The organism is Enterobacter sp. MALB-1 (assembly GCF_041021625.1).
GTDB lineage: Bacteria > Pseudomonadota > Gammaproteobacteria > Enterobacterales > Enterobacteriaceae > Enterobacter > Enterobacter oligotrophicus.
Window position 1 is genome coordinate 2,059,594 of the sequence record NZ_JBDPJL010000001.1, and the last position, 26,856, is coordinate 2,086,449.

Consider the following 26,856-nt stretch of genomic DNA (forward strand, 5'->3'; position numbering starts at 1 on the left):
GTCTCTAAATGATAAGCGATATCGATTGTATGAGGTTAGCAATGCCGTCAGGAAGTGAAGAACCGCAAAGGGACCCCGCGCTTAAGCGTAAAGCCTGGCTGGCGGTCTTTCTTGTCTCTGCCCTGTTTTGGGTGGTGGTTGCTCTCCTTGCCTGGAAATTTTGGGGTTAAATATGGCAATGACGGTACGTACAGAAACGGTAAAACAGATGTGTCAGCATCGTGACAATCGTCACAATGCGCGTAAGGCCCCTGCAACCAGCGTGCCGGCTTCCTGGAAACTGACACCGCAGCAGCAGGCTTTTATTGATATGTTCGCGGAAGACGAACCCAAAAAGCAGTAATTGCGTTTATTGCGTAATGATGTAATTAGCCTAACGATGGTGTGCGCTTTTGTACTCTTTAATAAATACACATCAGCAATATAGCACTGAGGGCTGACCTCAGACGGTTTAATTAATAAAGCCTGGTGTCCCTATGATGAATAACATGACAACTCTCAAATACTGGTCATGGATCGGCGTTTTTTCCGTGTCGATTCTCTTCTGGTGTCAGCTTATCTGGCTGGCTCTCCTCTAAATCGTAAAACCTCGCCACGGCGGGGTTTTTTGTTTTCCAGGGTTCTCTGGACCATTCCGAAATTTATCAATTTGGGTTGTTATCAAAACGTTACGACATCTTTGTGTTATCTTTAATTACGGCCCTGATGATTGTCAGGGTATCTCTGTAATTAAGGAGGAGCTTATGTCGTTAACCCTACGCGAAGCCAGTAAGGACACGTTACAGGCAGAAAATAAAACCTGGCACTATTACAGCTTACCACTGGCAGCCAGGACGCTTGGGGACATTTCGCGGTTACCCAAGTCGCTGAAAGTTTTACTGGAAAACCTTTTACGCTGGCAGGACGACGATTCCGTGACTGCCGAAGATATTCAGGCACTGGCGGGTTGGCTGAAGAATGCCCATGCTGACAGAGAAATAGCCTATCGTCCGGCCAGGGTATTAATGCAGGATTTCACCGGTGTACCTGCCGTCGTCGATTTAGCCGCCATGCGTGAAGCCGTTAAGCGCCTGGGAGGGGATACGGCAAAGGTAAACCCGCTCTCACCGGTTGATCTTGTTATCGACCACTCAGTGACCGTTGACCATTTCGGTGACGACGACGCGTTTGGTGAGAACGTTCGCCTGGAGATGGAGCGTAACCATGAGCGTTATGTTTTCCTGAAATGGGGGCAGCAGGCGTTCAGCCGGTTTAGCGTCGTTCCTCCAGGAACGGGGATCTGTCACCAGGTCAACCTTGAATATCTGGGCAAAGCCGTCTGGAGTGAATTGCAGGACAAAGAGTGGGTGGCCTATCCGGATACGCTGGTGGGCACCGATTCACACACCACGATGATTAACGGCCTGGGCGTGCTTGGCTGGGGCGTGGGCGGCATTGAAGCGGAAGCAGCCATGCTCGGCCAGCCCGTTTCTATGCTCATCCCGGATGTGGTGGGCTTTAAGCTGACGGGCAAGCTCCCGGAAGGCATTACCGCAACCGACCTGGTCCTGACCGTGACCCAGATGTTGCGTAAGCATGGTGTGGTCGGCAAGTTTGTCGAATTTTACGGTGACGGGCTGGATTCATTACCGCTGGCGGATCGCGCCACCATCGCCAATATGTCGCCGGAATATGGCGCAACCTGCGGCTTTTTCCCGATCGATAGCGTCACGCTGGAATATATGCGTCTGAGTGGCCGCAGTGAAGAGCAGGTGGCTCTGGTTGAGGCCTACACCAAAGCGCAGGGAATGTGGCGCAACCCTGGCGATGAGCCTGTATTTACCAGCACGCTGGAGCTGGATATGGGCACCGTGGAGGCAAGCCTCGCGGGGCCAAAACGTCCTCAGGATCGCGTTGCGCTGAACAACGTGCCTAAAGCATTTGCCGCCAGTAATGAACTGGAAGTGAACACCGCGCAAAAAGATCACCGTCCGGTCGACTATGTCATGAACGGGCATCAGTATCAGCTTCCTGACGGGGCGGTGGTTATCGCAGCCATTACCTCCTGTACCAACACCTCAAACCCAAGCGTGCTAATGGCCGCAGGGTTACTGGCGAAAAAGGCGGTACAGCTTGGCCTTAAACCGCAGCCGTGGGTGAAAGCCTCTCTCGCCCCTGGCTCGAAAGTGGTTTCCGATTATCTGGCGCAGGCGAAGCTCACGCCGTACCTGGACGAGCTGGGCTTTAACCTGGTGGGATATGGCTGTACGACCTGCATCGGTAACTCCGGGCCGTTGCCTGAGCCAATAGAAATGGCGATTAAGCAGGGCGATCTGACCGTCGGCGCGGTCCTCTCCGGTAACCGTAACTTCGAAGGGCGTATTCATCCGCTGGTTAAAACGAACTGGCTGGCGTCACCGCCGCTGGTCGTAGCCTATGCACTGGCCGGGAATATGAATATCAACCTGGTCACCGACCCGATTGGTCACGATCGCAAAAATGATCCTGTGTATCTGAAAGATATCTGGCCGTCCTCGCGGGAAATTGCGCGTGCGGTCGAGAAGGTGTCGACGGAGATGTTCCGCAAAGAGTATGCCGAGGTGTTTGAAGGCACGCCCGAATGGAAAGCGATCAATGTCGTCGGTTCTGACACCTATGACTGGCAGGATGATTCAACCTATATCCGCCTGTCGCCTTTCTTCGATGACATGCTGGCAGAGCCTGAACCGCTTAAGGATATTCACAACGCGCGCATCCTTGCAATGTTAGGGGATTCAGTCACAACGGACCATATCTCCCCGGCAGGCAGTATCAAAGCCGACAGTCCGGCCGGGCGCTATCTGCAAAGCCGTGGGGTGGAGCGTCGTGATTTTAACTCCTACGGTTCGCGCCGTGGTAACCACGAAGTGATGATGCGCGGGACCTTTGCCAACATCCGTATTCGCAACGAAATGGTGCCGGGTGTGGAAGGGGGGATGACACGACACCTGCCGGGCTCGGAAGTGGTGTCTATTTACGACGCGGCGATGAGCTATCAGAAAGAAGGTACGCCGCTGGCCGTTATCGCCGGGAAAGAGTATGGCTCAGGTTCAAGCCGTGACTGGGCGGCGAAGGGACCACGACTGCTGGGCGTCCGTGTGGTCATTGCCGAGTCGTTTGAACGTATTCACCGCTCTAACCTGATTGGTATGGGTATTTTGCCGCTGGAGTTTCCGCAAGGCGTCACCCGCAAAACGCTGGGGCTGACGGGTGAAGAGCAGATTGACATTAGCGGATTGCAAAATCTGCAGCCGGGCAAAACGGTGCCGGTAAAATTGACACGGGCGGACGGGACAACAGAGATGCTGGAATGTCGGTGCCGTATCGATACGGCAACAGAGCTAACCTATTACCAGAACGACGGCATTTTGCACTACGTGATTCGTAAAATGCTGGATTGATGAAACAAGCCCGGCACCTGTGCCGGGCTATTTGCGATCACTCGCCCAACAGGTGGCCCATTTTTGCGGCTTTGGTGTCGAGGTAGTGGGCATTTTTCGGGTTACGTCCAACGATCAGCGGCACGCGTTCGACGATATTGATACCCGCTTCGGTCAGGATCTCCACTTTGCGTGGGTTATTCGTCAGCAGGCGAACTTCATCTACGCCCAGCAACTTAAACATATCAGCGCACAGGGTGAAGTCGCGCTCGTCGGCGGCAAAGCCAAGCTGATGGTTAGCTTCGACCGTGTCGTATCCCTGATCCTGCAACGCATAGGCGCGGATTTTATTCAGCAAACCAATATTACGACCTTCCTGGCGGTGATAAAGCAGCACGCCACGGCCTTCCTCAGCGATATGGGAAAGGGCGGCCTCCAGCTGGAAACCACAATCACAGCGCAGGCTGAACAGGGCATCGCCGGTCAGACACTCCGAATGTACGCGAGACAGTACCGGCGTCTGTCCTGAAATGTCGCCAAACACCAGGGCGACGTGATCCTGTCCGGTTGCCAGTTCTTCAAAACCCACCATCAGGAAATCGCCCCATGGGGTTGGCAGTTTGGCTTCTGCCACACGTTTAAGCTGCATGTGATTCTCCAGAGTATGCTGACACGTTTCGTGTCTTTCGCCTGTTTGGCTTTCTGTATCCGTTTATTTTGCCACAAGCTCCGTGCGTTCGCCTAATCACCACCATGCTATACGAACGTTAAACGCACGATCCGACATATCCACCCTGTTGATGAAATTCAGTTATGATTGTGACGCTTAGCGAAAAAGGAGAAGACATGCTTTCAATCGCCAGACGAACGGCAGCAGGTGCGGCCATTTTGCTTATTATGCCTTTATCCGTATGGATTTCAGGCTGGATGTGGCAGCCCGGCCAGAATAGTGCGTGGCTGAAAGCCTTGTACTGGATAACGGAGACGGTCACGCAACCGTGGGGGATCATTACGCATGTGCTGCTTTGTGCCTGGTTCCTGTGGTGTCTGCGTTTTCGTCTGCGTGCTGCTCTAATGCTTTTTGCTATCCTCGGCGGCGCAATCCTTATCGGCCAGGGCGTGAAGTCCTGGGTTAAAGATCATGTGCAGGAACCGCGTCCTTTTGTGGTATGGATGGAAAAAACGCATCATGTTCCGGTGGATGAGTTCTACAATTTAAAACGTAAAGATCGCGGTGCGCTGGTAAAAGAGCAACTGGCGGAACAACAGGAAATTCCGAACTTTTTACGTAAACACTGGCAAAAAGAGACGGGTTTTGCCTTTCCTTCCGGGCATACGATGTTTGCCGCCAGTTGGGCGTTGCTTGGTGTAGGGCTTTTATGGCCGCGCCGTCGGACGGTGACTATCGCGATTTTGCTGGTCTGGGCGACAGGCGTAATGGGGAGCCGCTTGCTGCTGGGCATGCACTGGCCGCGTGATTTGGTGGTTGCCACGCTCATATCGTGGGTGCTGGTCACGCTGGCAACCTGGCTTGCCGAACGCATTTGCGGGCCGCTAACGCCGCCGCCGGAAGAGAAGGCAGAAATCGCCGAAAGGGAGCAAAGCGGCGTCTGAAGGTTGATATTCCGCATTTTGCCCATAAATCCATGACTGGCGCGCTACTTTTTCCGTTTCGCGCCCGTCACTAAAATGGTAGTTTATAAGGCTAATTGCGGTGAGTTGAACACACTTTATTCGCTTGAACCACATAACGGGAAGTAATGTGAAATATTTACTCATTTTCTTACTGGTGTTGGCGATTTTTGTCATTTCAGTCACATTGGGCGCGCAAAACGATCAGCAGGTAACGTTTAACTATCTGCTGGCGCAGGGCGAGTACCGGGTTTCGAGCCTGCTTGCGGTCTTGTTCGCAGCGGGTTTCATCATCGGCTGGCTGGTGTGTGGCCTGTTCTGGCTTAAGGTTCGTGTTTCCCTTGCGCGCGCTGAGCGAAAAATTAAACGACTTGAACATCAAATTGCGCCTGCAACTGACATTCCGGAAAGCAGTGCTGTGCCGGTATCCAGGGAATAATCGAATATGCTGGAGTTGTTGTTTCTGCTTTTGCCTGTAGCCGCAGCCTATGGCTGGTATATGGGCCGCAGAAGTGCGCAACAAACAAAACAGGATGAAGCAAACCGTCTCTCCCGCGACTATGTTGCAGGGGTTAACTTCCTGCTGAGTAATCAACAGGATAAAGCGGTTGATCTGTTCCTCGATATGCTTAAAGAGGACACGGGCACCGTTGAAGCGCATCTCACCCTGGGAAACCTGTTCCGTTCACGCGGTGAGGTTGACCGCGCCATTCGCATTCACCAGACCTTAATGGAAAGCGCTTCGCTGACCTACGATCAGCGTTTGCTGGCGGTTCAACAGCTGGGACGTGATTACATGGCGGCGGGGCTGTACGATCGGGCGGAAGATATGTTCGCTCAACTGGTGGACGAGACCGATTTCCGCATCAGTGCGCTGCAACAATTGCTGCAAATTTATCAGGCGACCAGTGACTGGCAGAAAGCCATTGATACCGCCGAGCGTCTGGTGAAGCTGGGTAAAGATAAACAGCGCGATGAGATAGCCCATTTCTACTGCGAACTTGCCCTTCAGCAAATGGGCAATGACGACATGGATAAAGCCATGGCGTTACTGAAAAAAGGGGCCGCTGCTGACCGCAACAGCGCTCGCATTTCCATTATGATGGGGCGTGTTTTTATGGCGAACGGTGAGTTCGCCAAAGCGGTGGAAAGCCTGCTGCGGGTTATCGACCAGGATAAAGAGCTGGTCAGTGAAACGCTGGAAATGCTGCAAACCTGCTATCAGCAACTGGGTAAACAGGATGAGTGGGTCGCTTTCCTTCGCCGGTGCGTAGAAGAGAATACCGGTGCAACGGCTGAACTGATGCTGTCAGACATCGTTGAGCAGCACGAAGGCAGTGACACCGCACAAGTCTATATCACGCGTCAGTTGCAGAGACATCCAACGATGCGCGTGTTCCATAAGCTCATGGATTACCACCTGAATGATGCAGAAGAGGGACGCGCCAAAGAGAGCCTGATGGTGCTGCGTGATATGGTTGGCGAGCAGGTGCGCAGTAAGCCGCGCTATCGCTGCCAGAAGTGTGGTTTTACCGCCTATACGCTCTACTGGCACTGTCCATCGTGCCGGGCCTGGTCCACCATCAAGCCGATTCGCGGACTTGACGGACAATAATTTTTTAAAAAACTTTTATTTAGTTACAACATACTAATGGTTCTTTTACCATTATCAGGCACCGTGCGGTTTATCGCCTGGCAGGAAAGGAAATCGATTCTGTCAATTTGTGCCGCTGGCAGGTAGAATGCTGGCCGTTTATCTGTTCCGCGCCGCTGCGCGCCCATAGACGAAAAGGGCTGGTCATGACGTCTGTAGCTTCCTCCGCTTCCCGCATAATTACCGATTCTCCTGTTGTCGTTGCTCTCGATTATAACAATCGCGATGCCGCGCTGGCGTTTGTTGACGGTATCGATCCTCGTGACTGTCGCCTGAAAGTCGGCAAAGAGATGTTCACGTTGTTCGGTCCGCAGATCGTCCGCGACCTACAGCAGCGCGGTTTTGACGTTTTCCTCGATCTGAAATTCCACGATATTCCGAATACCACCGCCCATGCCGTTGCGGCGGCGGCTGAGTTAGGCGTATGGATGGTAAACGTGCATGCATCAGGCGGGGCGCGGATGATGACCGCAGCGCGTGAAGCGCTGGTGCCGTTTGGTAAGGACGCGCCGTTACTGATTGCTGTAACTGTACTGACCAGCATGGACGATTCCGATCTGCGCGATCTGGGTGTGACGTTGTCACCTGCAGAGCATGCTGAGCGTCTCGCGCGGCTGACGCAAAACTGCGGCCTTGATGGTGTTGTCTGCTCGGCTCAGGAAGCGCTGCGTTTCAAATCTGAACTGGGGCGCGAGTTTAAACTGGTCACACCGGGTATCCGTCCAGCAGGCAGTGAGGCAGGCGATCAGCGCCGCATTATGACACCAGAACAGGCACAGGCCGCAGGCGTGGATTATATGGTGATTGGTCGCCCTGTGACGCAGTCCGCCCATCCTGCGCAGACCCTGAAAGCGATTAACGCATCACTGAGAAAGGGGGCATGATGAGCGATTCTAACAGCCGCCTGGTCTATTCCACCGGAACCGGGCGTATTGATGAACCAAAAGAAAAAGCAGAGCGTCCAAAAGGCGACGGTATCGTGCGCATTCAGCGCCAGACCAGCGGTCGCAAGGGGAAGGGCGTTTGCCTGATCACCGGGATTGATCTGGACGATGCCGAACTGACAAAACTCGCTGCGGAATTAAAAAAGAAATGTGGATGCGGTGGTGCCGTTAAAGACGGCGTAATTGAAATCCAGGGTGATAAGCGTGATTTAATTAAATCACTGCTCGAAGCCAAAGGTATGAAAGTCAAACTGGCAGGCGGTTAAAATAAATGAGCCACGGACAATGCCGTGGCTCTTTTTCTCGTGCGTAAGTCAGATCGGAAATATATTCAATATATCTTTTATACTGATTGTTGTCGGTATGGTGATTATTTACCCACCTGGTGACCGATAATACCGCCGACGGCAGCACCACCTAACGTACCCAGCGTACTACCATCCGTTAACACCGCACCACCCAGAGCACCAGCACCGGCACCAATTGCGGTGTTACGATCGCGTTTAGACCAGTTAGAGCATGCGCTCAGGGACATTGCTACAGTGATTGCCAGAACAGCGGCGGCTAATTTTTTGCTGGTTAAGGTCATAATACTTTCTCCTGAATTATCGATTCACGGAAAGAAATGCACTTTAAGTATAGCCCAATTGAATACTTAAATTCTTTTTCTCCGTGAAAGCTGGTTGCGCAGGTGTTACGTAATCACGCAGGTGATAGTCACTTCCTGTTATATCGCTAATATTAATTTTACGACTTCAGCCAGGGTTAAACAGGTAAAAAATCTTAAAGAAAGGGTCGGAATTTTCTCAGAAAATATGCGCCCGAGATTTGGGCGCGGAAAATAGTTATGCTGACTTTTTGACGATATTTACCGTCAGGCCGTCACGTTCGAGCTGCTGACGATGTTCATTACTCAGGCGCTCATCGGTGATCACGCGGCTAAAGCGGGACAAGGGGCCCATCGTGTAAGGGTGAACCGCACCAAATTTCGAGCTGTCGGTAAGTACAATGGCTTCACACTCTTTTTCCAGTACGGCGTTAACGACGTCAGTACGCATCATATCCCGGCCAGTGAAGCCGGTGTCTGGCTGCCAGCCATCAATACCAATGAAAGCCTTGCTGAAATGCACCTGTTGCACATACTGCCGGGTAAGCGGACCGACCATACTTTCGCTCTTTTTCTGATAAATCCCGCCTAACAGAATGACTTCACAGCGTGTTTCTTTGAGCAGATGAGCGATATAACTGCTGACGGTGATAATCGTTATATCTTTTTGTTCGGCGAGCGTGCGCGCGAGAAGGGCGTTGCTGCTGCCATTTTCGATAAATACCGTTTCACCGTTATTCACTAAGGATGCGGCAAATTCCGCCAGTTCCCGTTTAAGCGCATAGTTGTTCATCATGCGGGTTTCGACGTCTTCACTGTCCAGCGGGACGGCATACCCGTGTGCGCGGCGAAGGTAGCTCTGTTTTTCCAGCAGATTAAGATCCTGGCGGATTGTGACTTCGGAGACACCGGTGGCTTTAGCGAGATCGACCACGCTCACGCGGCCCTGATCGATGACCATCTGCAAAATGATTTGTTGTCGGGAATTCATAGCATCCATTTAAAAACAAGACGAGATCGGAAAAGACGTGGTCACACTTCCCACGGGGCTTTTGGTTGAGCAGCTTCTGGTGCGGTATCCGTGCCGTTCTGTGCCAGTAATTCAGATTTCAGAATCTCAAGATTACGGATAGCAGAGTGATAATCGCCCGCGACAAGGATATCCAGCACAGTATCAATACGTTGCGCCACGGTTTGTGCATCAATGTTAGACATAATCTCTCCTCAGGAGCGAAAAGTGAATATTTTCAATGATGCAGAAAATAGGTTCAAAAGAGAAGGGAAAAAATGCAATAACGAAAGTACATAAATGAAAGTGATAAATTTTCCCCTCTGCATGTAGCGGGCTGAATGAGTGGATTAGTCTAAAACTGCGCGCAAGGCGCTTTATTATATGAGGAATTAGACTATGACAGTTATCAACCAGGCTACCTGTACACTGTTTACTGATGCTGAACGGTTCACTCAACTGGCCGCTTATTATGAGGAGGAACGTCGTACGGTGTGGATGATGTTGCGGGCTCAGCCACGACCGTGCTTCAACCATGCCTTGATTGAAGAGATCATGAATCTTTCCTGGCTGGTACGGCAGTCCGGTTTTGTTGTCGATTTTTGGGTCACCGGATCGCTGGTTCCGGATATGTACAATGCCGGAGGGGATTTACAGTTCTTCGTGGAGTGCATTCGGCATGGCCGTCGGGAAGCACTGCGGGCTTACGCCCGTGCCTGTGTCGATTGCGTCCATGCCGCATCAAGAGGGTTTGATACCGGAGCTATCACACTGGCTATGGTCGAGGGGAGCGCGTTAGGGGGCGGCTTTGAAGCCGCGCTGGCGCACCATTTTGTTCTGGCTCAACGCGATGCCCGGTTAGGGTTCCCCGAAATTGCCTTTAACTTATTCCCCGGCATGGGCGGCTATTCGCTGGTCGCACGCCGCTCAGGTATGAAGCTGGCGGAGGAGCTGATCTACAAAGGGGAATCGCATACGGCGGAATGGTATGAGCAGCACGGGCTGGTCGATGGATTGTTTGAACCAGGACAAAGCTATGTCTCTGTACGGACGTTTATCGACACGCTGCAACCGAAACTTAACGGTGTACGGGCTATGCTGCGTGCCCGCACACGCGTTTTACAACTGCCACGCAGTGAACTGATGGACATCACGGAGGACTGGGTTGATGCCGCATTTTGCCTTGAACCGAAAGATATCGCCTATATGGAGCGGCTGGTAATGCTGCAAAACCGCCACCACGCTGCAGGCTTACGCAAAGCCAGCTAACGCATATTCCGTGCCTGATAACGCTTTAGCCATCGCTCGAATGCGGCAGCGGGCATAGGCTTAGCAAAAAGGAAACCCTGCCGTTCGTTGACGCCATTCTTCGTCAGAAAGGCGTCTTCTTTTGCACTCTCCACACCTTCAGCAATAACCTGTAAATTCAGGGCCTGCGCCACGGCCACGATGGCTCGCACTAAAGATTGCGATATTGACTGTTTATGGATGTCCCGCACAAACGACTGATCGAGTTTAATGGCATCAATCGGAAAACGCGCCAGCTGCGACAGAGAAGAGTAGCCGGTCCCAAAGTCATCCAGATGGATTTGCGCGCCCAACTGACTAAACTGCTGGATCACCGAGAGCGCCAGTTCTTCGTTTTCGATCAGGCAACTTTCGGTTAACTCTACGTCGATAGGGCAGTATTCAAAATGCAGATCTTTCAGCGCCTGCTTTAAATCGCTGAAAATGGTCTGGTCCGCAAGCTGGCGAGCGGAGACGTTGACTGCCACACGCAGGTTAATGCCTTTGTCGCGCCATTTCGCAACCTGACGAACCACATCAAGCATGACCCAACGCCCAAGCGGTACAATCAGTCCCGACTCTTCGGCATAGGAGATAAACTCCAGCGGCGGGATCAGGCCACGCTCTGGCGACTGCCAGCGCACCAGTGCTTCCAGGCTTCGGACCTCTCCGCGCCAGGTCATTTTAGGCTGATAGTGGATCAGCAACTGATCGTTATCCAGCGCTTTACGCAGGTTGGTATCCAGCCAAAGATACTCAAATACGCGCTGGTTCATTTCGGGGGAGAAGACGCAGAACTTGCCGCGGCCTCCCTCTTTTGCCGTATACATTGCGGTATCGGCGTTACGAATAACGCTCTCCCGATCGTTACCGTGCTGGGGGGCAAGGGCGATCCCCAGAGAGCACCCGGTATAAATCTCGATGAGACCGATACGAAACGGCTGGCGCAAACGGGTCAGAATACGTGATGCCATGGCTTCCAGCGAACCTTGCGAGGTGTCTGTGGCCAATACGATAAATTCGTCACCCCCGAGGCGTGCCAGCGTTTGCCCTCCATCAAGACAGCTCAGGATCGCCAGCGCGACAGCCTGCAGGAGCTGATCCCCAAACATATGCCCGTAGGCATCATTTACCTTTTTGAAGTTATCCAGATCGAGATACACCACGCCAACCTGGGTTTCTCCACGGCTGGCGATTGCGTCGGAAATCAGTTCATGGATGGCGTTACGATTGGGGAGCCCGGTAATGGTATCGGTATTGGCAAGCACACGAAGGCGCTCCTGAGCACGGCGTTCTTCCGTAATGTCCGTACCCGAACAGATAAGAAAAATTTCATTTTTACCGCTGCCACTGTGAACAAATTTGTTTCTGAACAGAAACAATCTTTGCCCTTTGCGCGTCTTGATCCAGCGTTCAACTTCATACGAGCTGCCGTTGCGGAAAAAACCGGTGATGTTGCGCTTTGAAGCCGCGGCTTCACTGCGGCTCATAAACAGTTTAAACACGTTCTGGCCGATAACTTCCTGCTCTTTCAGACCGGTATATTCTTCGCTTAAGCGGTTGAAGCGCTGAATATTACCGTGCTGATCGAGGATCACAATCACCGAGTTGGCTTCGGAAACAACCTGTTCCGCGAAAGAGAGCCCCTGGACCAAATCGCGCGCAACGGAGGGCGTATCGTTCCATGCGGATGCGGTTCCGGCCCACTCTTTTTTATTAATTTTGCGGCCAACAAGATGGACAGGTACATCCGTACCGTACAGAGACAGCGTCATGGTGATACTGGAGGTGATAACGGTTAACTGCCGAATAAGATCGGCCTGCTCATCGCTCAGTGCAACCACCTGAATAACATCGGCACTTTCGCTGGCGGCCAGATGCAGAGCATTGCTGTCAGCTGTCAGTCGCCACCAGGGACTGTGAGTGCCCACGTAACGAAACAGCAAATTCTGCTCCAGATCGTCCATCATGCTTTCTCCCGCGGCTGCTCATTAGCGCAAAATTTATTCATTTGCAGTCGACTTTTCCGTAGTGAAACAGCGGCAAAACCGAAGTGAACTTATTGTTTTTCACAGTGTTATTATCTTAAAACGAGTCGCGGTAAAAATCATACTCAGTGTATAAAAATTCAGGTAACCGAATATGACGGCTCTCTTTTACTGTAGATAATTCTGGCGAGTTTTGGCGAAGGGAGATTGAAAATAGTAAGAAAAAATGATGAATGTGTGGTTTGCGTTGAAAGGTAAAATTGTTGGCCATCCCCAAAAGGAAATGGCCAACATTTTAACAGGTTATCAGGCGACCGGGCGCGCGATAATGCTGCGGGTTTCCATACGGACTTCAGCGATGTTCACATCGATCACGTCAGTGACTTTGTAAACCGTCTCACCTTTAATTTGTACCGTCCCCGTTTCCTGGCTACAGACCAGTTCGTCGCGTACTGCATGCAGGAACGGGGCAGGGATAAAGGCGACAGCACCGTTATCGACCAGACGCACGCGCATACCGCCCCGGCTGATGTCGATGATTTCTGCAGGGAAACGGGTATCCGTGCCAGCCTTATCATTCAGGAAACGTGCATACAGCCAGTCACCGACATCGCGCTCTGCCATGCGGTTCAGGCGGCGACGTTCTGCCATCTGCAGCGTGGTGTCGTCCTGAGGACGCGCAACGGATTCACCTTTGATGATCGCTTTCAGCAGACGATGGTTCACCATATCGCCGTATTTACGAATCGGGGAGGTCCAGGTTGCGTAGGCTTCAAGCCCCAGACCAAAGTGAGGGCCTGGCTCTGTGCTGATTTCCGCAAAGGACTGGAACCGACGAATACGGCTGTCCAGGAAACCTGACGGCTGCGCATCCAGCTCGCGGCGCAGTTTGCAGAAACCTTGCAGCGTCAGCACTTCTTCCGGGTCCACGTGGACATCATGCGTTTTCAGCAGGGCAGCCAGCGCTTCGGTATTCGCCGGATCAAAACCGGTGTGGACGTTATAGATGCCAAAGCCTAATTTGTCGCGCAGCACGCGTGCAGCACAAATGTTGGCGGAAATCATGGCCTCTTCAACGATGCGGTTTGCAATGCGACGCGGCTCGGCCACGATATCCAGCACTTCACCTTTCTCGCCCAGAACAAAGCGATAATCCGGACGATCCTTGAACACCAGTGCATGGGTTTTACGCCATTCGCTGCGGTTCAGGCAGACGCGATGCAACAGGCGGATTTGCGCGGCAATGGCATCGCTTTCCGGTTTCCAGCTTCCGGTATTCTCCAGCCAGTCGGAGACGTCGTCGTAGGCGAGTTTGGCTTTAGAAACGATGGTGGCGGCGAAAAATTCAATATCATCTTCAATCGTACCGTCTGCTGCGATGGTCATGCGGCAGGCAAGTACCGGACGCACTTCGTTTGCTCGCAGCGAGCAGAGATCGTCAGAGAGTTCGCGCGGCAGCATTGGAATATTGAAGCCTGGCAGATAGTTGGTGAACGAACGCACTTTGGCCATATCGTCCAGCTTGCTGCCTTCGGCAATCCACGCGGTAGGGTCGGCAATCGCGACGGTCAGATGCAATTTGCCATCGGCTGTCTCTTCGGCAAACAGCGCATCGTCCATGTCTTCGGTGCTGGCGCTGTCGATGGTGACAAAATCCAGAGCCGTGAGATCGCGACGCGTCAGGCCTTCATCCTGCATTTCAGTTGCTACACCGTTTGGTGCTTCTTTCTCAAGATTGTGGCGTGCAAGCGTAACCCACCACGGGACGAAATGATCGTCACCGAAGGTGATGAACTGGGTCAGCTCCGCGTAAAAACCGCGATCGCCTTTCAGAGGATGACGGCGCATTTCAGCAACGGCCCAGTCACCTTCTTTAAAATCATGCTCAACGCCACGCGCAGCGCGGCACGGAATGGCATCTTTCAACAGGGGATGATCCGGCACGACAGAAAGACGATCGTCTTTTTTGTGTACTTTGCCAACGAAGCGCGTCAGGAACGGTTCAATCAGTTCTTCCGGCTCGGCGGATTCGCGCTCCTTTTCGGTATGGATCACGGCCATGATGCGGTCGCCATGCATCACTTTCTTCATCTGCGGAGGCGGAATGAAGTAGCTTTTCTGCGCATCAACTTCAAGGAAGCCAAAGCCCTTTTCCGTGGCTTTTACGACCCCTTCTGCACGCGGCGTCTGGGAATGCAGTTGCTGTTTAAGCTGCGCTAGCAGCGGGTTGTCCTGAAACATAATGTTCTATTTTCGTAGCCATTGAGCGGCTGACAGTTTTACGCGATTCTCACTGCTACAGCAAGCGCTCTTTGGGTAAATAGTACGGTTATTCCTGTTTGCCAAGCGCTAACCGCAGGCGGTCCAGCCAGCCGTAAAATGCGCTGCGAGTTAGCAGCTTGATGGCTCTCGCTGACGGAAGCCCTGCCTCTGCCAGCGGGGTAAATTGTGCGGCGCTGAACCGGTCCGGAGAACGTCTGAGGAGATCCATTGCTGTAAATAGCGCAGGAAGGTCGACATCGTCTCCGTCATCGAGGCTGAGCAGGATCTCGCCTGCCTGATCGAGAAGTTTTGGTTCGTGGCAGAGAACGGGCGTCAGCGCCTGAAGCGCAGGCACCGCCTGCCATCGTGAAAGGGCCTCAAGCTGATGGGCGCTCGCATAGCGAAGTTCGACGACGGGCAGAACAGGTGTCCATGTGTTGATAATGCCCGGCAGCGTATGGGGCTGAATAGGGTGTCCAGGCAACCAGCGCACCGGGTGCCCCAGTAACGCCTGGAAGACCGCTACAACGCGTGCCTGAAAACCGATAAACCCGATGATCTGGTTGATAAGCACAATGTCATAGGTCGTCAGGCCCACTTCATCAAGCTGGTGTTGTGCTTTATCGTCGATGACATCGGGTGAGCTGGCAAGCTGGCGGGCGTACTGGGTAATTTGTGCGAGGCGACGGTTACTTTCTCGGGATGAGTCAGGGCCAGGCAGGGGCGCGAGCAGGGCGGCGTAGTGGTTACAGAGCCGCTGGACACCGCATGCCTGAGCGACCGTCAGCGCGGTGCTTAGCCTGTCGTAGGCGCTGAGTGTGTGCAGCCTGTTTACCGGTGTATCCAACGGAAACAGAAGATGGCACAGCGTCCTGGCAGGTGCGAGCCAGCCGGAGCATGCGGCGATAATCTCTTCAGACAGGGCTAAATCGAGCAAAAAACGATCGTCGACGTTAGCGGCTTCGGGCACCAAAGGCAGGACATCCGTCTGCGAGTGATTGGACTGGGTTTCATGATACCAGTGGCCTTTGCCGGAAAAGCGGCGTTGTTCCATGGGCGTTCCTTGATCTCAAAATGGCGATCAATATCCTGGCGTAAGGCGGGTATGGGGAAAAATATTGTTAGGTGATAACAAATAGCAGAACGGAATAACGAAGGGGACAACAGGAAAAGGGAAACTCTCTTCCCGAGCGGGAAGAGAGTCACAGCTTATTTAATTTCCAGCTCGTTCATTGCCGCGATGTTGAAACCGCCGTCAACGTGAACCACTTCGCCGGAGATCCCTGCGGAGAGGTCAGAGCAGAGGAACGCGGCAGAGTTACCCACATCTTCAATGGTAACGGTACGGCGAATCGGCGTAACCGCTTCACAGTGTGCCAGCATTTTACGGAAATCTTTGATGCCTGAAGCCGCCAAAGTACGGATTGGGCCAGCGGAGATACCGTTAACACGCACGCCTTCCGGACCCATCGCGTTCGCCATATAGCGGACGTTTGCTTCCAGAGATGCTTTAGCCAGACCCATCACGTTATAGTTAGGGATGGCACGCTCTGCGCCCAGGTAGGACAGCGTCAGCAGCGCAGCGCCTGGGTTCAGCATGGTGCGGCAAGATTTAGCCATCGCCACGAAGCTATAAGAGCTGATATCGTGCGCGATTTTGAAGCCTTCACGGGTTACCGCGTTGACGTAATCACCGTCCAGTTGGTCGCCAGGAGCGAAGCCAATGGAGTGAACGAAACCGTCGAATTTCGGCCATGATTTTGCCAGCTCAGCAAACATGCCATCGATGCTTTCGTCCTGTGCAACGTCGCATTCCAGAACAATGCTGGAACCCAGCTGCGCGGCAAACTCTTCAACACGGCCTTTCAGCTTGTCGTTCTGGTAGGTGAACGCCAGCTCAGCACCTTCGCGATGCATAGCCTGTGCGATGCCGTATGCGATGGACAGTTTGCTGGCAACGCCGGTCACCAGAATGCGCTTACCGGAAAGAAAACCCATAGCTTTTAATCCTTATATTCATTGTTGTGGCGATCGTCATCTTAGCGGGACAATCGTCGTTAAAACGCGGCGATAATATCACGTGTCGCGTGCTTAGTTAATCCGACCACTCTGTTGACGCGCGGTTATCGGTCTTTTCGCCATGCATCGGCGGTTAATGCCTCGCCGAAATGCCCGGCGATAAGCCGTTTTGTCAGATCATGCAGCGGTGAGGCGAGCACATCTGCCGTACTGCCGCGCTCAACCACTTCACCCTGATGCATCACCAGCACCTGGTCGCTGATATGCTTCATCATTCCAAGATGCTGGGTCACATAGATATAAGAGATACCCTGTTTTTCCTGCAATTCCAGCATCAGATTAATTAACTGCGAACGCATCGACATATCCAGTGACGCCAGCGCTTCGTCGGCAATAATCACCTTTGGCCGCAAAATTAACGCGCGCGCCAGCCCCAGACGCTGCTTCTGGCCCGGTGCCAGCATGTGCGGGTAGTAGCTCACATGGTCGGGGAGCAATCCCACCAGACGTAAGGTTTCAACAATGCGCTTGCGGCGCGCTTCAGGCTCCAGATCGGTATTCAGCCGCAGCGGAAAATCGAGGATCTGTGAGATGCGCTGGCGCGGGTTGAGGGAGGTCGACGGGTCCTGGAAGATCATGCGAATGCGCTGGCTGCGAAATGAATAATCCCCGAAGGTGAGGGGATGATCGTCAATCAGCACTTCGCCGTCAGAAGGCTCAATCATCCCCGCCAGCATTTTCGCCAGCGTGGATTTACCGGAACCATTCTCGCCAATAATCGCCAGCGTCTGCTTTTCGCGCAGGGTAAAGCTCAGCGGTTTGACCGCCTCGACGGTCTGACGATGAAACAGCCCCGTGCGGTAGCGAAAGGTCTTACTCAGATTGCGAACTTCCAGCAAGGTTTCGACCATTTCACTCTCTCTCCATGTTCAGCGGGAAATGACAGGCATAAAGGTGGTTTTTAGCGCCTGTCAGCCTCGGCGTCTCAATGCATTTGCGCTGAGCATAAGGACAACGTGGCCCCAGACGGCAGCCAATCGGCAGCGATTCCAGCAGCGGGATGGCACCAGGCAATGTGTTCAGGCGGCTTTTGTGTGGCATCGCGCTGCCAAAATCAGGGATCGCCCGTATCAGCGCCTGGGTATACGGGTGATGAGGCGTATTCACCAGGTCTTCACTGACGGCGGTTTCAACCGTCTGACCGCAGTACATCACATCAATTTTATCCGCCCATTGGCTGAGCATCTGCAGGTCATGGCTGATCAGCAAAATGGTGGTGTTGTTGTTCTGGTTCAGACGCGTCAGCAGGCGGAAAATCTGCGCCTGGGTGGTCGGTTCCATCGCATTCGTTGGTTCATCCGCAATCAGCATACGCGGCTGATTCGCCAGCGCGATGGCAATCATGACTTTTTGACATTCGCCGTCGGTCAGTTCATAGGGGAAACTGCGCATCGCATCTTTATGATCTTTAATCCCGACACGGTGCAGCAGCTCAATGGCGCGGCGCTTACGCCAGCCTACACGTTGCCACCAGCGTCCTTTGTAGGTCCAGCCGGGGATATTCTGCATCAGCTGTTTGCCCACACGTTCGGACGGGTCGAGACAGGATTGAGGCTCCTGGAAAATCATTGAGACGTTATGGCCCACCAGCTTGCGCCGCTCGCGCGCAGACAGGCGCAGCAGGTCGATATCATCGAAGCGCATCCGGTCAGCGGTTACGCGCCAGTTGTCTTTCGCCACGCCACAAATGGCTTTGGCGATCAGGCTTTTTCCGGAACCGGATTCACCCACCAGCCCGCGGATTTCACCTTCGGCAAGGGTGATGCTGATGCGATCCACGGCTTTCACCCAGCCTTCGCTGGTTTTGAATTCAATCGTGAGGTTGCGGATATCAAGTAATGGCATTATTCCACCCCCGCATTGATTGCGCGGCGAATCCCGTCGCCCAGCAGGTTAATTAGCAGAACGCTCACCATAATGGCCGCGCCGGGTAGCATCACCGTCCACGGTGCAACGTAAATCAGCTCCAGCGCGTCACCGAGCATCGCGCCCCATTCAGGAGAAGGCAACTGCGCGCCGAGATCGAGAAAACCCAGCGCCGCGATATCAAGAATCGCCATCGACAACGCGCGGGTGATCTCCGTGACCAGCCCGGAAGCGATGTTTGGCAGCACGGCAAACCACAAAATATTGAGCGTGGTTGCGCCATCAAGACGTGCGGCCACAACATACTCTTTTTCCAGCTCGTCATGCACCAGGCTGTACACCGAGCGTACCATGCGCGGCAGAATCGCCAGCCAGACGGCAAACATGGCATGCGTAAGATGCGGCCCTGCGAACGCCACGACGATAATTGCCAACAGCAGGGACGGGATGGAGAGCAGGGTATCCAGAATATGATTCAGCACGGCGGAGCGCAGCCCGTGGGTGGAACCGGCAAAAATTCCCAGCGCCAGGCCAAAGACGGTTGCAGCCAGCGTAACCACAAATGCTCCTCCCACCGTCGGCGCAGCGCCGCTCAGCAGGCGGCTTAAGACGTCGCGCCCCAGATCGTCGGTCCCGAGGAAGAAGGAAACTTCGCCATAGCGTGACCATGACGGGGGCAACAATTGGTAGCCGAGGAACTGTTGATCGATACCATACGGCGCAAACCACGAGCCAAAAATGCACAGCACGGCCAGGCCAGCGCAGCCGTAAAGGCCGATCATTGCCGTGGTGTCGCCATAGAATTTACGCCACACGGTACGTAGCGCACCGGGCGTGCGCTTTTCACTGTATACGTTATCGTAAGGCATACCATTCCTTATGCTTCAGCGGGTTGGCCATGGCCCCCAAAATATCGGACAGAACGTTCACAATGATCACCAGCGAACCGATCACCATGACACCGGCGGAGATCGCCGCGTAGTCCTGCTGGCGAATAGCGTTGATTAGCCAGCGACCGAGCCCCGGCCAGCTAAAGACCATTTCCGTGATCATCGCCAGTGTCAGCATGGTTGAAAACTGTAACCCCAGACGCGGGATAACCGGCGGCAGGGCATTGTGCAGCACATGGCGGCGCAGAATCGTCAGGCGAGATAACCCACGTGTAGCGGCGGCTTTCACATAGTTTTGATCGAACACCTCAATGGTGCTGATACGCATCAAACGGATGACTTCGGTGGTGGGGGCAACAGCCAGCGTCAGCACCGGCAGAATCATATGGCGCAGGGCGCTCATGATCATCTCATGACGCCAGACCGAATCGGACAGCCAGGCGTCGATAATGGCGAACCCGCTGACCGTTTTCACCGTATAAAGCAGGTCGAAACGGCCAGATACCGGCAGCCAGCCCAGCGTCAGCGAGAAGAAGAGCGTTAGCAGCAGCGCCAGCCAAAAGACCGGGATCGAGAAGCCGAGCAGGGCAAGTGCGCTGATAAATTTATCCTGCCATTTATTGCGGTAAATTCCCGCCAGCATACCTACCGGAATGCCCACCATGAGCGCAAACCCGAAGGCCAGAATGCAGAGCTCCATCGTGGCCGGGAAAACCTCTTTCAGTTGCTCTGAAATCAGCTGGCCGTTGATGCTGGAGACGCCAAAATCCCAGTGCAGAAGGCCGTTAAACCAGAACAGCCAGGCGTCCCACAGGGAGGAACCCTGAAGCGGTGCATGCGGTGTAAAATAACTCAGGCTAAAACCGACAAAAGTCAGGAAGAACAGCGTGACCAGCAACAGCAGGAGTCGGCGCAAGGTAAAAATAATCATGGTTTTTTCACCTCTTGTTCTTTTTCGCGCGAAACGCCAGCAAAAGAGGCGTTACCAAACGGACTCAACACCAGCCCTTTAATATCGTAACGGTATGCCTGAAGGCGCAGAGAAGAGGCGAGCGGCAGCACGGGGAGTTCACGGGCTAAAATATTTTGCGCTTCGTCATAGGCGTCGATACGTGAAGCGAGCTGCTGTGAGGAAAGCGCTTTTTGCAAAACAGCATCAAACTCACGGTTACACCAGTGGGCGTAGTTGGTCTGAGAGTTAATCGCTGCGCAGCTCAGTAACGGGCGGAAGAAGCTGTCCGGGTCATTACTGTCTGTGGACCATCCTGCAAGGGTTAAATCATGATTCATGTCCATCAGGCGCGCCTCCTGGAAACGGCCCTCAACCGGTACGATTATCACCTTGACGCCCACCTGCGCCATATCAGCCTGCAGCAGCTCGGCGGTTTTCAGCGGGCTTGGGTTCCATGCCTGAGAACTGGTTGGCACCCACAACTGCAGCGTCAGGTTTTCTGCCCCGAGTGCTTTAAGCTGTTCACGCGCTTTCGCCGGATTGTATTCCGTAATTTTAGCCTCACCATCATAGGCCCAGGATGCACGCGGCAAAATTGATGCCGCGGTTTCAGCAGTGCCGTAATAGATCGACTGCATCAGACGCTGGTTATTAATGGCCAGCGCCAGCGCATGGCGCACGGCCGGGTTATTCAGCGGTGGCTTATCGGTGTTAAATGCCAGGTAGGCGATATTCATGCCGGGACGTAACGTCAGGCGCAGGCGAGGATCGTCGCGCAGAATGGTCAACTGGCTGGCAGCAGGCCAGGCAAGCACATCGCATTCACCGGTCAGTAATTTCGACAGTCGACCTGTCCCCCCTGAACCCAGATCGACAATCACCTGTGGCATCAGCGGTGTACCGCGCCAGAAGTGTTCATGTCGCTGTAAACGAATATATTGCCCGGCGCGGTATTCAGCCATCTGGAATGGGCCAGTCCCTACAGGCTGGCGGTCAAGAAGCTCCTGACGATCCTGTCTGGTTAACTGCGCCGCGTACTCCGCAGACATCACTGACGCGTAGTGCGTTGCCAGGTGCCACAGGAAAGAGGCGTCCGGCCGCGTCAGAGTGAACTCAACCGTCCGGTTATCCAGCTTGCGAACGCTTTTAACGGTGTCAGCAAATTGCAAACTGTCGAAGTAGGGGAAATTTCCCCCGTTGACGTTATGCCACGGATGATGACGGTTAAAGATACGCTGGAACGTAAAGACCACGTCATCAGCATTTAATTTGCGCGTTGGCGTAAACCACGGCGTGTGCTGGAACGCGACGTCATTGCGAAGGCGGAAGCGGTAGGTTGCCCCGTTGTCCAGCACTTCCCAGCTTTCGGCAAGCTCGGGCACCAGGCGGTAGGTGTACGGGTCCACATCAAGCAGACGATCGTAAAGCTGAGCGGCAAGTGTATCAACAATCAGGCCGCTACCTGCTTTTTGCGGGTTAAAAGTATCAACTTGCCCACTGACGCAATAGACAAAACCGCTATCGCGAATATCAGGAAGCACAGCACGTTCAGGTGCAGCAGAAGCCAGGCCGCTGAACAGACCGAGTGCAAACAGGGACGATAAAACCAGACGCATAATTTTTAGGGTTTTTAGGTTCGATCTGCAAAGTGTATCGCACTTACGCCTGCTTCGTAAAAATGTCTGCGGGTAAGTGCTGATAATGTCAGCGCATTTGATGCTTTTTGAGCAATGCCCTTAATTGATGGTAGGTCAGGCCCAGCAGTTCAGCCGCCTGCTTCTGATTATATTTTGCCTGCTTCAGGCTGCGCTCAAGCAACTGTTGTTCCTGTGCATGCTGGAACTGGCGCAAATCGATCGGGAGAGAAGGGGATTCGGAAACGGTCTCCGGCACCGGTACGGAATGCGTTTCACGGCGAAAAGGATCGAGAATAATGGTGTCCAGCTCGGTTTCACTGCTGCCATGACGATAAACCGACCGTTCCACCACGTTTTTAAGCTCACGAATATTCCCCGGCCAGTGATAGCCGAGCAAAGTTTCGGTGGCAGAGTCGCTGAATCCGGGAAAGAGGGGCAGGCCAAGCTCGCGGCACATCTGGATGGCAAATTGCTCCGCCAGCAGCATGATGTCGCTACGGCGTTCACGCAGCGGCGGGAGCTGAACGACATCAAACGCCAGCCGGTCGAGCAAATCGGCGCGAAACTTGTCCTCCGCCACCCTTTCTGGCAGGTTGGCATTTGTGGCGCAAACCAGGCGCACGTTCACCTGCAGCGGCTGGCTACCGCCGACGCGCTCCAGCTCGCCATATTCAATCACCCGCAGCAGTTTTTCCTGCACCAGCATCGGGGCTGTTGCCAGCTCATCCAGAAATAACGTGCCGCCATCGGCACGTTCAAAGCGGCCCGGATGGCGTTTTTGTGCGCCGGTAAATGCCCCGGCCTCATGGCCGAAAAGTTCGGTATCGAGTAAATTTTCGTTTAACGCCGCACAGTTCAGTGAAATGAACGGCCCATCCCAGCGGCCGGACAAATAGTGAAGGCGGTTAGCAATCAACTCCTTGCCCGTCCCGCGCTCGCCGATGATCAACACCGGCTTATTGAGCGGTGCGAGACGGGAAACCTGCTCCAGCACTTCTAGAAAGCTGTTGGCTTCGCCAAGTAAATTATCTTTGTATCCAGCCATGATGAAATTAACCACTCATTAGCGATATTCACCAGGTGAGAGTAGAATGACGGTGATGGAAAATCAACCATAACTATGAAAAACAACAAGATAAAAAGTTGGCACGCAAATTGGATTATCTCTGCAGCAGGGCATCGCCCGATAACAGAAATGTGAGGACTAAATTATGGGTATTTTTTCTCGTTTTGCCGACATCGTGAACGCCAACATCAACTCGCTGCTGGAGAAAGCAGAAGATCCGCAGAAGCTGGTGCGTCTGATGATTCAGGAAATGGAAGATACGCTGGTTGAAGTGCGTTCAACTTCCGCCCGCGCGCTGGCTGAGAAAAAACAGTTAACGCGTCGTATTGAGCAGGCGACCGCCCAGCTTAACGAGTGGCAGGAAAAAGCAGAGCTGGCGCTGCGTAAAGATAAAGACGATCTGGCCCGCGCCGCGCTGATTGAAAAACAGAAACTCGCGGATATGGTGAACACGCTTGAGCATGAAGTGACGCTGGTGGATGACACGCTGTCTCGCATGAAGAAAGAGATCGGCGAGCTTGAAAATAAACTCAGCGAAACCCGCGCGCGTCAGCAGGCTCTGGCACTTCGTCACCAGGCGGCAAACTCATCCCGCGACGTGCGTCGTCAGCTGGACAGCGGCAAGCTGGATGAAGCGATGGCACGTTTTGAATCCTTTGAGCGCCGTATCGACCAGATGGAAGCAGAAGCGGAAAGCCACAGCATCGGTAAGCAAAAATCGCTGGATCAGCAGTTCGCCGACCTGAAAGCGGATGATGAAATCAGCGAGCAGCTGGCCGCGCTGAAAGCCAAAGTGAAGCAAGATAACCAATAATAATGTATGCGGCACCCGAGTGTGCCGCCACGCATCGTAAGACAAGGAGTACACATGAGCGCGCTTTTTCTGGCTATTCCCCTGACCATTTTCGTGCTGTTCGTTCTGCCGATCTGGTTATGGCTGCACTACAGCAATCGTTCTTCACGCGGTGAACTTTCGCAAAGTGAACAGCAACGTCTGGCGCAGCTTACCGAAGAGGCGAATAAAATGCGCGATCGTATTCAGGCGCTGGAAGCCATCCTTGATGCGGAACACCCGAACTGGAGGGATCGTTAATGTCTGGACTGAACCTGAATAAGAAATTGTGGCGAATCCCACAGCAAGGCATGGTTCGTGGCGTCTGCGCTGGCCTGGCACATTATCTGGACGTACCGGTCAAGCTGGTACGCGTTGTGACCGTACTGTCGATTTTCTTCGGTCTGGCCTTTATCACCCTGGTGGCGTACATCATTCTGTCGTTTGTGCTTGATCCGATGCCGGAAGGGGAGCTGGATGCTGAAGGCGCGCCAACCAGCAGCGATCTCCTCAATGCGGTAGACGCACAACTGGCCGCAGGTGAGAAGCGGTTACGTGAAATGGAACGTTATGTTACGTCCGATACCTTTTCATTAAGAAGCCGTTTTCGTCAGCTTTAAGAGAGAATAGACATGAAGCAAAACTGGCAACAGGCCGGTCAGAAGGTAAAACCCGGCCTGAAAATCGCAGGTAAACTGGTCCTGCTGACGGCGTTGCGCTACGGCCCGGCAGGTGTGGCGGGCTGGGCGATAAAATCTGTTGCCCGTAAGCCGGTACGCATGTTGCTGGCCGTTGCGCTGGAACCTCTGCTGCACAAGCTGGCAAAGCGTTTTTCACGTCGCTACCTCTGATACTCCCTCGTCGTGCTCGCCCACTCCTCAGTTGCAGGAGGGCGAGCGAATCTCCTTAGCATTTTCCCTTTCCTTTCATTCTTTCTTTGCGGCAGCTCACATTAATGATTTGCGCTGCTTTCCAATCGCGGTTTTCTGGCTCCTGGTCCGTTGACAGATATTTTCCATGGGAGTAGATTGCGCTTCATGGGACCGCTACCACGGAAAATAACGTGAACGCTAAAATTAAGCATTTAATAGATCTTGTGTATGAACAATCATTCCCGGAAACGCACCTCGAACATCTGTTGGATAAAATAGAGTGCGCCAGAAGGGTTATTAAGGAAAAACGTAAGTTACGCTGGGATGAAAAAGATGTTGTCCTGATTACTTATGCCGATCAATTTTCTGCAGAAGGGAAGAAAGCCCTCCCTGTTTTTACACAATTTTATAACAAATGGCTTTCAAAATCTTTTTCGCATGTTCATCTTTTACCCTTTTATCCGTGGTCTTCCGATGATGGTTTCTCCGTTATCGATTATCATGAGATCGCCCAGGAAACCGGAACCTGGCAAGATGTCGCGGAATTAAAACAGTCAGCAAGCCTGATGTTTGATTTTGTCTGCAACCATATGTCGGCTAAAAGTCAGTGGTTCCAGAATTATTTAAATCAAAAACCAGGGTATGAAGATTTCTTTATTTCAGTCGATCCTGATACTGATTTATCGGCAGTAACCCGCCCTCGTGCTTTACCACTTCTGACGCCTTTTACAATGCATGACGGAAGCGTCCGCCACCTGTGGACCACCTTCAGCGAAGATCAGGTGGATTTAAACTTTGCTTCACCGCAGGTACTTATTGCGATGGTGGAGGTACTGCTTCACTACCTTGCGGAAGGGGCGAGTTACATTCGTCTGGATGCCGTTGGGTTTATGTGGAAGATTCCCGGAACAAGCTGCATTCACCTTGAACAAACTCACCGCCTGATTCAGCTTTTCCGCGCGATTACGGACGCTGTCGCGCCGGGAACCGTGATCATTACGGAAACCAATGTTCCGCATAAAGACAACGTCTCCTACTTTGGCAACGGTGAAAACGAAGCGCAGATGGTGTATCAGTTCTCTTTGCCGCCGCTGGTATTGCATGCCATTCACCGTCAGGACGTTCGTCAACTGTGTCAGTGGGCAGCCTCGTTAACGCTGCCTTCGGCTAAGACTACCTGGTTCAACTTCCTGGCTTCGCACGACGGCATCGGCCTCAATCCATTACGCGGCATTTTACCGGAATCTGAAATTCTCTCGCTGGTGGAAAAACTTCAGCAGGAAGGGGCGCTGGTTAACTGGAAAAATAACCCTGATGGCTCCCGCAGCCCTTATGAAATCAATGTCACCTATCTTGATGCCTTAAGCTCACGGGATAGCTCAGATACTGACAGAATTGCCCGCTTCATTCTGGCTCATGCCGTGTTATTAAGTTTCCCCGGTGTGCCCGCCATTTATATCCAGAGTATTCTTGGATCGCGTAATGATTATGAAGGCGTAGAGCGTCTGGGATATAACCGGGCGATAAACCGGAAGAAATACAGTGCGGGGCAGGTTGATGATGAACTCGTCAATAATAACAGCCTGCGGCAAAGAATATATCATAACCTGAGCGCATTGATCGCGGCCAGACGTAATGAAAAAGCCTTCCACCCAGACAGCCAGGCGCTATTCGAGACTGTGGGTGAACATATTCTTAAAATAGTCCGGATTGCGGATAACGGTGAGCGGATAACTGCACTGTTTAATTTCAGCCCTGATTCCGTGACGGTTGATGGCAATATTCAATCCGGCAGAGATGTGATTTCCGGACGCGATATAAACGGTACGACTCTGAACCTTAATCCATGGCAGGTAATGTGGATTAAAGAAAACTAAAAGG

General features: G+C 53.1%; 29 protein-coding genes. 15 read left to right on the forward strand and 14 right to left on the reverse strand.

Annotated elements, in window-relative coordinates; translation table 11 throughout:
* Window positions 1-29 precede the first annotated feature (29 nt).
* The 4 genes from ABGB15_RS09815 to acnA all read left to right on the forward strand — a co-directional run bounded on the left by ABGB15_RS09815 (window position 30) and on the right by acnA (window position 3,419).
* A complete protein-coding gene (locus ABGB15_RS09815) occupies window positions 30-170 on the forward strand; it encodes a YmiA family putative membrane protein (protein ID WP_215722170.1) in 141 nt (46 codons plus the stop codon).
* A 2-nt stretch (window positions 171-172) separates the two neighbouring features.
* Window positions 173-343, forward strand: a complete 171-nt coding sequence (locus tag ABGB15_RS09820; protein ID WP_167515524.1) for a hypothetical protein — start codon at window positions 173-175, stop codon at window positions 341-343.
* Window positions 344-479: 136 nt separating this feature from the next.
* Window positions 480-578, forward strand: coding sequence for a small membrane protein YmiC (gene ymiC / locus ABGB15_RS09825; protein WP_225903385.1), 99 nt, complete (start codon window positions 480-482; stop codon window positions 576-578).
* A 165-nt stretch (window positions 579-743) separates the two neighbouring features.
* The gene (acnA, locus tag ABGB15_RS09830; RefSeq protein WP_276850576.1) at window positions 744-3,419 is read left to right on the forward strand and encodes an aconitate hydratase AcnA; all 2,676 of its coding nucleotides are present in this window, start codon (window positions 744-746) and stop codon (window positions 3,417-3,419) included.
* Between the two features lie 37 nt (window positions 3,420-3,456).
* Here acnA and ribA read toward each other — a convergent pair whose 3' ends face one another.
* A complete protein-coding gene (ribA, locus tag ABGB15_RS09835) occupies window positions 3,457-4,047 on the reverse strand; it encodes a GTP cyclohydrolase II (RefSeq protein ID WP_152081285.1) in 591 nt (196 codons plus the stop codon).
* Window positions 4,048-4,244: 197 nt separating this feature from the next.
* Between ribA and pgpB the strand changes: the two genes are divergently transcribed.
* From pgpB to yciH, 5 genes are all read left to right on the forward strand, one after another.
* Entirely contained in the window at window positions 4,245-5,012 is a 768-nt protein-coding gene (gene pgpB, locus ABGB15_RS09840) for a phosphatidylglycerophosphatase B (protein ID WP_152081284.1), read from the forward strand.
* Window positions 5,013-5,160: 148 nt separating this feature from the next.
* Window positions 5,161-5,469: a LapA family protein gene (locus tag ABGB15_RS09845; protein WP_152081283.1), complete on the forward strand. Its 309-nt coding sequence runs from the start codon at window positions 5,161-5,163 to the stop codon at window positions 5,467-5,469.
* A gap of 6 nt (window positions 5,470-5,475) precedes the next feature.
* Window positions 5,476-6,645, forward strand: a complete 1,170-nt coding sequence (gene lapB / locus ABGB15_RS09850; protein WP_152081282.1) for a lipopolysaccharide assembly protein LapB — start codon at window positions 5,476-5,478, stop codon at window positions 6,643-6,645.
* Window positions 6,646-6,830: 185 nt separating this feature from the next.
* Entirely contained in the window at window positions 6,831-7,568 is a 738-nt protein-coding gene (gene pyrF, locus ABGB15_RS09855) for an orotidine-5'-phosphate decarboxylase (RefSeq protein ID WP_152081281.1), read from the forward strand.
* Window positions 7,568-7,894 carry a stress response translation initiation inhibitor YciH gene (gene yciH, locus ABGB15_RS09860; protein ID WP_152084381.1) on the forward strand — a complete coding sequence of 109 codons (327 nt, stop codon included), beginning with the start codon at window positions 7,568-7,570 and terminating at the stop codon, window positions 7,892-7,894. The genes pyrF and yciH overlap by 1 nt, the downstream gene beginning before the upstream one ends.
* A gap of 104 nt (window positions 7,895-7,998) precedes the next feature.
* Here yciH and osmB read toward each other — a convergent pair whose 3' ends face one another.
* The 3 genes from osmB to ABGB15_RS09875 all read right to left on the reverse strand — a co-directional run bounded on the left by osmB (window position 7,999) and on the right by ABGB15_RS09875 (window position 9,450).
* Window positions 7,999-8,217 (reverse strand): osmotically-inducible lipoprotein OsmB, encoded by a 219-nt coding sequence (gene osmB, locus ABGB15_RS09865; protein WP_008501216.1) that lies wholly within the window; start codon window positions 8,215-8,217, stop codon window positions 7,999-8,001.
* A gap of 256 nt (window positions 8,218-8,473) precedes the next feature.
* A complete protein-coding gene (locus tag ABGB15_RS09870; RefSeq protein WP_152081280.1) occupies window positions 8,474-9,226 on the reverse strand; it encodes a DNA-binding transcriptional regulator YciT in 753 nt (250 codons plus the stop codon).
* 41 nt (window positions 9,227-9,267) lie between these two features.
* Window positions 9,268-9,450: a hypothetical protein gene (locus ABGB15_RS09875; RefSeq protein WP_152081279.1), complete on the reverse strand. Its 183-nt coding sequence runs from the start codon at window positions 9,448-9,450 to the stop codon at window positions 9,268-9,270.
* Between the two features lie 193 nt (window positions 9,451-9,643).
* Between ABGB15_RS09875 and ABGB15_RS09880 the strand changes: the two genes are divergently transcribed.
* A complete protein-coding gene (locus ABGB15_RS09880; protein ID WP_152081278.1) occupies window positions 9,644-10,513 on the forward strand; it encodes a crotonase/enoyl-CoA hydratase family protein in 870 nt (289 codons plus the stop codon).
* Here the strand turns inward: ABGB15_RS09880 and pdeR are convergent.
* The 10 genes from pdeR to pspF form a co-directional block, all read right to left on the reverse strand.
* Window positions 10,510-12,501: a cyclic di-GMP phosphodiesterase gene (pdeR, locus tag ABGB15_RS09885; protein ID WP_152081277.1), complete on the reverse strand. Its 1,992-nt coding sequence runs from the start codon at window positions 12,499-12,501 to the stop codon at window positions 10,510-10,512. The two genes, ABGB15_RS09880 and pdeR, sit on opposite strands and share 4 nt — an antisense overlap.
* 324 nt (window positions 12,502-12,825) lie before the next feature.
* Window positions 12,826-14,760, reverse strand: coding sequence for an exoribonuclease II (locus tag ABGB15_RS09890; protein ID WP_152081276.1), 1,935 nt, complete (start codon window positions 14,758-14,760; stop codon window positions 12,826-12,828).
* 88 nt (window positions 14,761-14,848) lie between these two features.
* Complete coding sequence (locus tag ABGB15_RS09895; RefSeq protein WP_215722168.1) at window positions 14,849-15,835, reverse strand: CMD domain-containing protein; 987 nt, start codon at window positions 15,833-15,835, stop codon at window positions 14,849-14,851.
* 155 nt (window positions 15,836-15,990) lie between these two features.
* The gene (fabI, locus tag ABGB15_RS09900) at window positions 15,991-16,779 is read right to left on the reverse strand and encodes an enoyl-ACP reductase FabI (RefSeq protein WP_152081274.1); all 789 of its coding nucleotides are present in this window, start codon (window positions 16,777-16,779) and stop codon (window positions 15,991-15,993) included.
* 125 nt (window positions 16,780-16,904) lie between these two features.
* Window positions 16,905-17,711, reverse strand: coding sequence for a peptide ABC transporter ATP-binding protein SapF (gene sapF / locus ABGB15_RS09905; RefSeq protein ID WP_152081273.1), 807 nt, complete (start codon window positions 17,709-17,711; stop codon window positions 16,905-16,907).
* Between the two features lies 1 nt (window position 17,712).
* Complete coding sequence (gene sapD / locus ABGB15_RS09910) at window positions 17,713-18,705, reverse strand: peptide ABC transporter ATP-binding protein SapD (RefSeq protein ID WP_152081272.1); 993 nt, start codon at window positions 18,703-18,705, stop codon at window positions 17,713-17,715.
* Window positions 18,705-19,595, reverse strand: coding sequence for a putrescine export ABC transporter permease SapC (gene sapC, locus ABGB15_RS09915; protein ID WP_152081271.1), 891 nt, complete (start codon window positions 19,593-19,595; stop codon window positions 18,705-18,707). The genes sapD and sapC overlap by 1 nt, the downstream gene beginning before the upstream one ends.
* Window positions 19,582-20,547: a putrescine export ABC transporter permease SapB gene (gene sapB, locus ABGB15_RS09920; RefSeq protein ID WP_152081270.1), complete on the reverse strand. Its 966-nt coding sequence runs from the start codon at window positions 20,545-20,547 to the stop codon at window positions 19,582-19,584. The genes sapC and sapB overlap by 14 nt, the downstream gene beginning before the upstream one ends.
* The gene (gene sapA, locus ABGB15_RS09925) at window positions 20,544-22,184 is read right to left on the reverse strand and encodes an ABC transporter substrate-binding protein SapA (RefSeq protein ID WP_152081269.1); all 1,641 of its coding nucleotides are present in this window, start codon (window positions 22,182-22,184) and stop codon (window positions 20,544-20,546) included. Before sapA ends, sapB begins: the two co-directional genes overlap by 4 nt.
* 88 nt (window positions 22,185-22,272) lie before the next feature.
* A complete protein-coding gene (pspF, locus tag ABGB15_RS09930) occupies window positions 22,273-23,265 on the reverse strand; it encodes a phage shock protein operon transcriptional activator (RefSeq protein ID WP_215722167.1) in 993 nt (330 codons plus the stop codon).
* Window positions 23,266-23,416: 151 nt separating this feature from the next.
* Here pspF and pspA point away from each other — a divergent pair, with 151 nt between their 5' ends.
* The 5 genes from pspA to ABGB15_RS09955 all read left to right on the forward strand — a co-directional run bounded on the left by pspA (window position 23,417) and on the right by ABGB15_RS09955 (window position 26,852).
* The gene (gene pspA, locus ABGB15_RS09935) at window positions 23,417-24,085 is read left to right on the forward strand and encodes a phage shock protein PspA (RefSeq protein WP_152081267.1); all 669 of its coding nucleotides are present in this window, start codon (window positions 23,417-23,419) and stop codon (window positions 24,083-24,085) included.
* A gap of 54 nt (window positions 24,086-24,139) precedes the next feature.
* Window positions 24,140-24,364 carry an envelope stress response membrane protein PspB gene (gene pspB / locus ABGB15_RS09940; protein ID WP_152081266.1) on the forward strand — a complete coding sequence of 75 codons (225 nt, stop codon included), beginning with the start codon at window positions 24,140-24,142 and terminating at the stop codon, window positions 24,362-24,364.
* Window positions 24,364-24,723: an envelope stress response membrane protein PspC gene (pspC, locus tag ABGB15_RS09945; protein ID WP_152081265.1), complete on the forward strand. Its 360-nt coding sequence runs from the start codon at window positions 24,364-24,366 to the stop codon at window positions 24,721-24,723. The genes pspB and pspC overlap by 1 nt, the downstream gene beginning before the upstream one ends.
* 12 nt (window positions 24,724-24,735) lie before the next feature.
* Window positions 24,736-24,954 (forward strand): phage shock protein PspD, encoded by a 219-nt coding sequence (gene pspD, locus ABGB15_RS09950; protein WP_152081264.1) that lies wholly within the window; start codon window positions 24,736-24,738, stop codon window positions 24,952-24,954.
* Between the two features lie 212 nt (window positions 24,955-25,166).
* Window positions 25,167-26,852, forward strand: coding sequence for a sugar phosphorylase (locus ABGB15_RS09955; protein ID WP_215722166.1), 1,686 nt, complete (start codon window positions 25,167-25,169; stop codon window positions 26,850-26,852).
* The last annotated feature ends 4 nt before the right edge of the window (window positions 26,853-26,856 follow it).

Bases quoted from the DNA above. Each gene is read 5' to 3' on its own strand.
- ABGB15_RS09815 (WP_215722170.1), top strand. From the start codon at position 30: ATGAGGTTAGCAATGCCGTCAGGAAGTGAAGAACCGCAAAGGGACCCC.
- ABGB15_RS09820 (WP_167515524.1), top strand. From the start codon at position 173: ATGGCAATGACGGTACGTACAGAAACGGTAAAACAGATGTGTCAGCAT.
- ymiC (WP_225903385.1), top strand. From the start codon at position 480: ATGAATAACATGACAACTCTCAAATACTGGTCATGGATCGGCGTTTTT.
- acnA (WP_276850576.1), top strand. From the start codon at position 744: ATGTCGTTAACCCTACGCGAAGCCAGTAAGGACACGTTACAGGCAGAA.
- ribA (WP_152081285.1), bottom strand. From the start codon at position 4,047: ATGCAGCTTAAACGTGTGGCAGAAGCCAAACTGCCAACCCCATGGGGC.
- pgpB (WP_152081284.1), top strand. From the start codon at position 4,245: ATGCTTTCAATCGCCAGACGAACGGCAGCAGGTGCGGCCATTTTGCTT.
- lapB (WP_152081282.1), top strand. From the start codon at position 5,476: ATGCTGGAGTTGTTGTTTCTGCTTTTGCCTGTAGCCGCAGCCTATGGC.
- pyrF (WP_152081281.1), top strand. From the start codon at position 6,831: ATGACGTCTGTAGCTTCCTCCGCTTCCCGCATAATTACCGATTCTCCT.
- yciH (WP_152084381.1), top strand. From the start codon at position 7,568: ATGAGCGATTCTAACAGCCGCCTGGTCTATTCCACCGGAACCGGGCGT.
- osmB (WP_008501216.1), bottom strand. From the start codon at position 8,217: ATGACCTTAACCAGCAAAAAATTAGCCGCCGCTGTTCTGGCAATCACT.
- ABGB15_RS09870 (WP_152081280.1), bottom strand. From the start codon at position 9,226: ATGAATTCCCGACAACAAATCATTTTGCAGATGGTCATCGATCAGGGC.
- ABGB15_RS09875 (WP_152081279.1), bottom strand. From the start codon at position 9,450: ATGTCTAACATTGATGCACAAACCGTGGCGCAACGTATTGATACTGTG.
- ABGB15_RS09880 (WP_152081278.1), top strand. From the start codon at position 9,644: ATGACAGTTATCAACCAGGCTACCTGTACACTGTTTACTGATGCTGAA.
- pdeR (WP_152081277.1), bottom strand. From the start codon at position 12,501: ATGATGGACGATCTGGAGCAGAATTTGCTGTTTCGTTACGTGGGCACT.
- ABGB15_RS09890 (WP_152081276.1), bottom strand. From the start codon at position 14,760: ATGTTTCAGGACAACCCGCTGCTAGCGCAGCTTAAACAGCAACTGCAT.
- ABGB15_RS09895 (WP_215722168.1), bottom strand. From the start codon at position 15,835: ATGGAACAACGCCGCTTTTCCGGCAAAGGCCACTGGTATCATGAAACC.
- fabI (WP_152081274.1), bottom strand. From the start codon at position 16,779: ATGGGTTTTCTTTCCGGTAAGCGCATTCTGGTGACCGGCGTTGCCAGC.
- sapF (WP_152081273.1), bottom strand. From the start codon at position 17,711: ATGGTCGAAACCTTGCTGGAAGTTCGCAATCTGAGTAAGACCTTTCGC.
- sapD (WP_152081272.1), bottom strand. From the start codon at position 18,705: ATGCCATTACTTGATATCCGCAACCTCACGATTGAATTCAAAACCAGC.
- sapC (WP_152081271.1), bottom strand. From the start codon at position 19,595: ATGCCTTACGATAACGTATACAGTGAAAAGCGCACGCCCGGTGCGCTA.
- sapB (WP_152081270.1), bottom strand. From the start codon at position 20,547: ATGATTATTTTTACCTTGCGCCGACTCCTGCTGTTGCTGGTCACGCTG.
- sapA (WP_152081269.1), bottom strand. From the start codon at position 22,184: ATGCGTCTGGTTTTATCGTCCCTGTTTGCACTCGGTCTGTTCAGCGGC.
- pspA (WP_152081267.1), top strand. From the start codon at position 23,417: ATGGGTATTTTTTCTCGTTTTGCCGACATCGTGAACGCCAACATCAAC.
- pspB (WP_152081266.1), top strand. From the start codon at position 24,140: ATGAGCGCGCTTTTTCTGGCTATTCCCCTGACCATTTTCGTGCTGTTC.
- pspC (WP_152081265.1), top strand. From the start codon at position 24,364: ATGTCTGGACTGAACCTGAATAAGAAATTGTGGCGAATCCCACAGCAA.
- pspD (WP_152081264.1), top strand. From the start codon at position 24,736: ATGAAGCAAAACTGGCAACAGGCCGGTCAGAAGGTAAAACCCGGCCTG.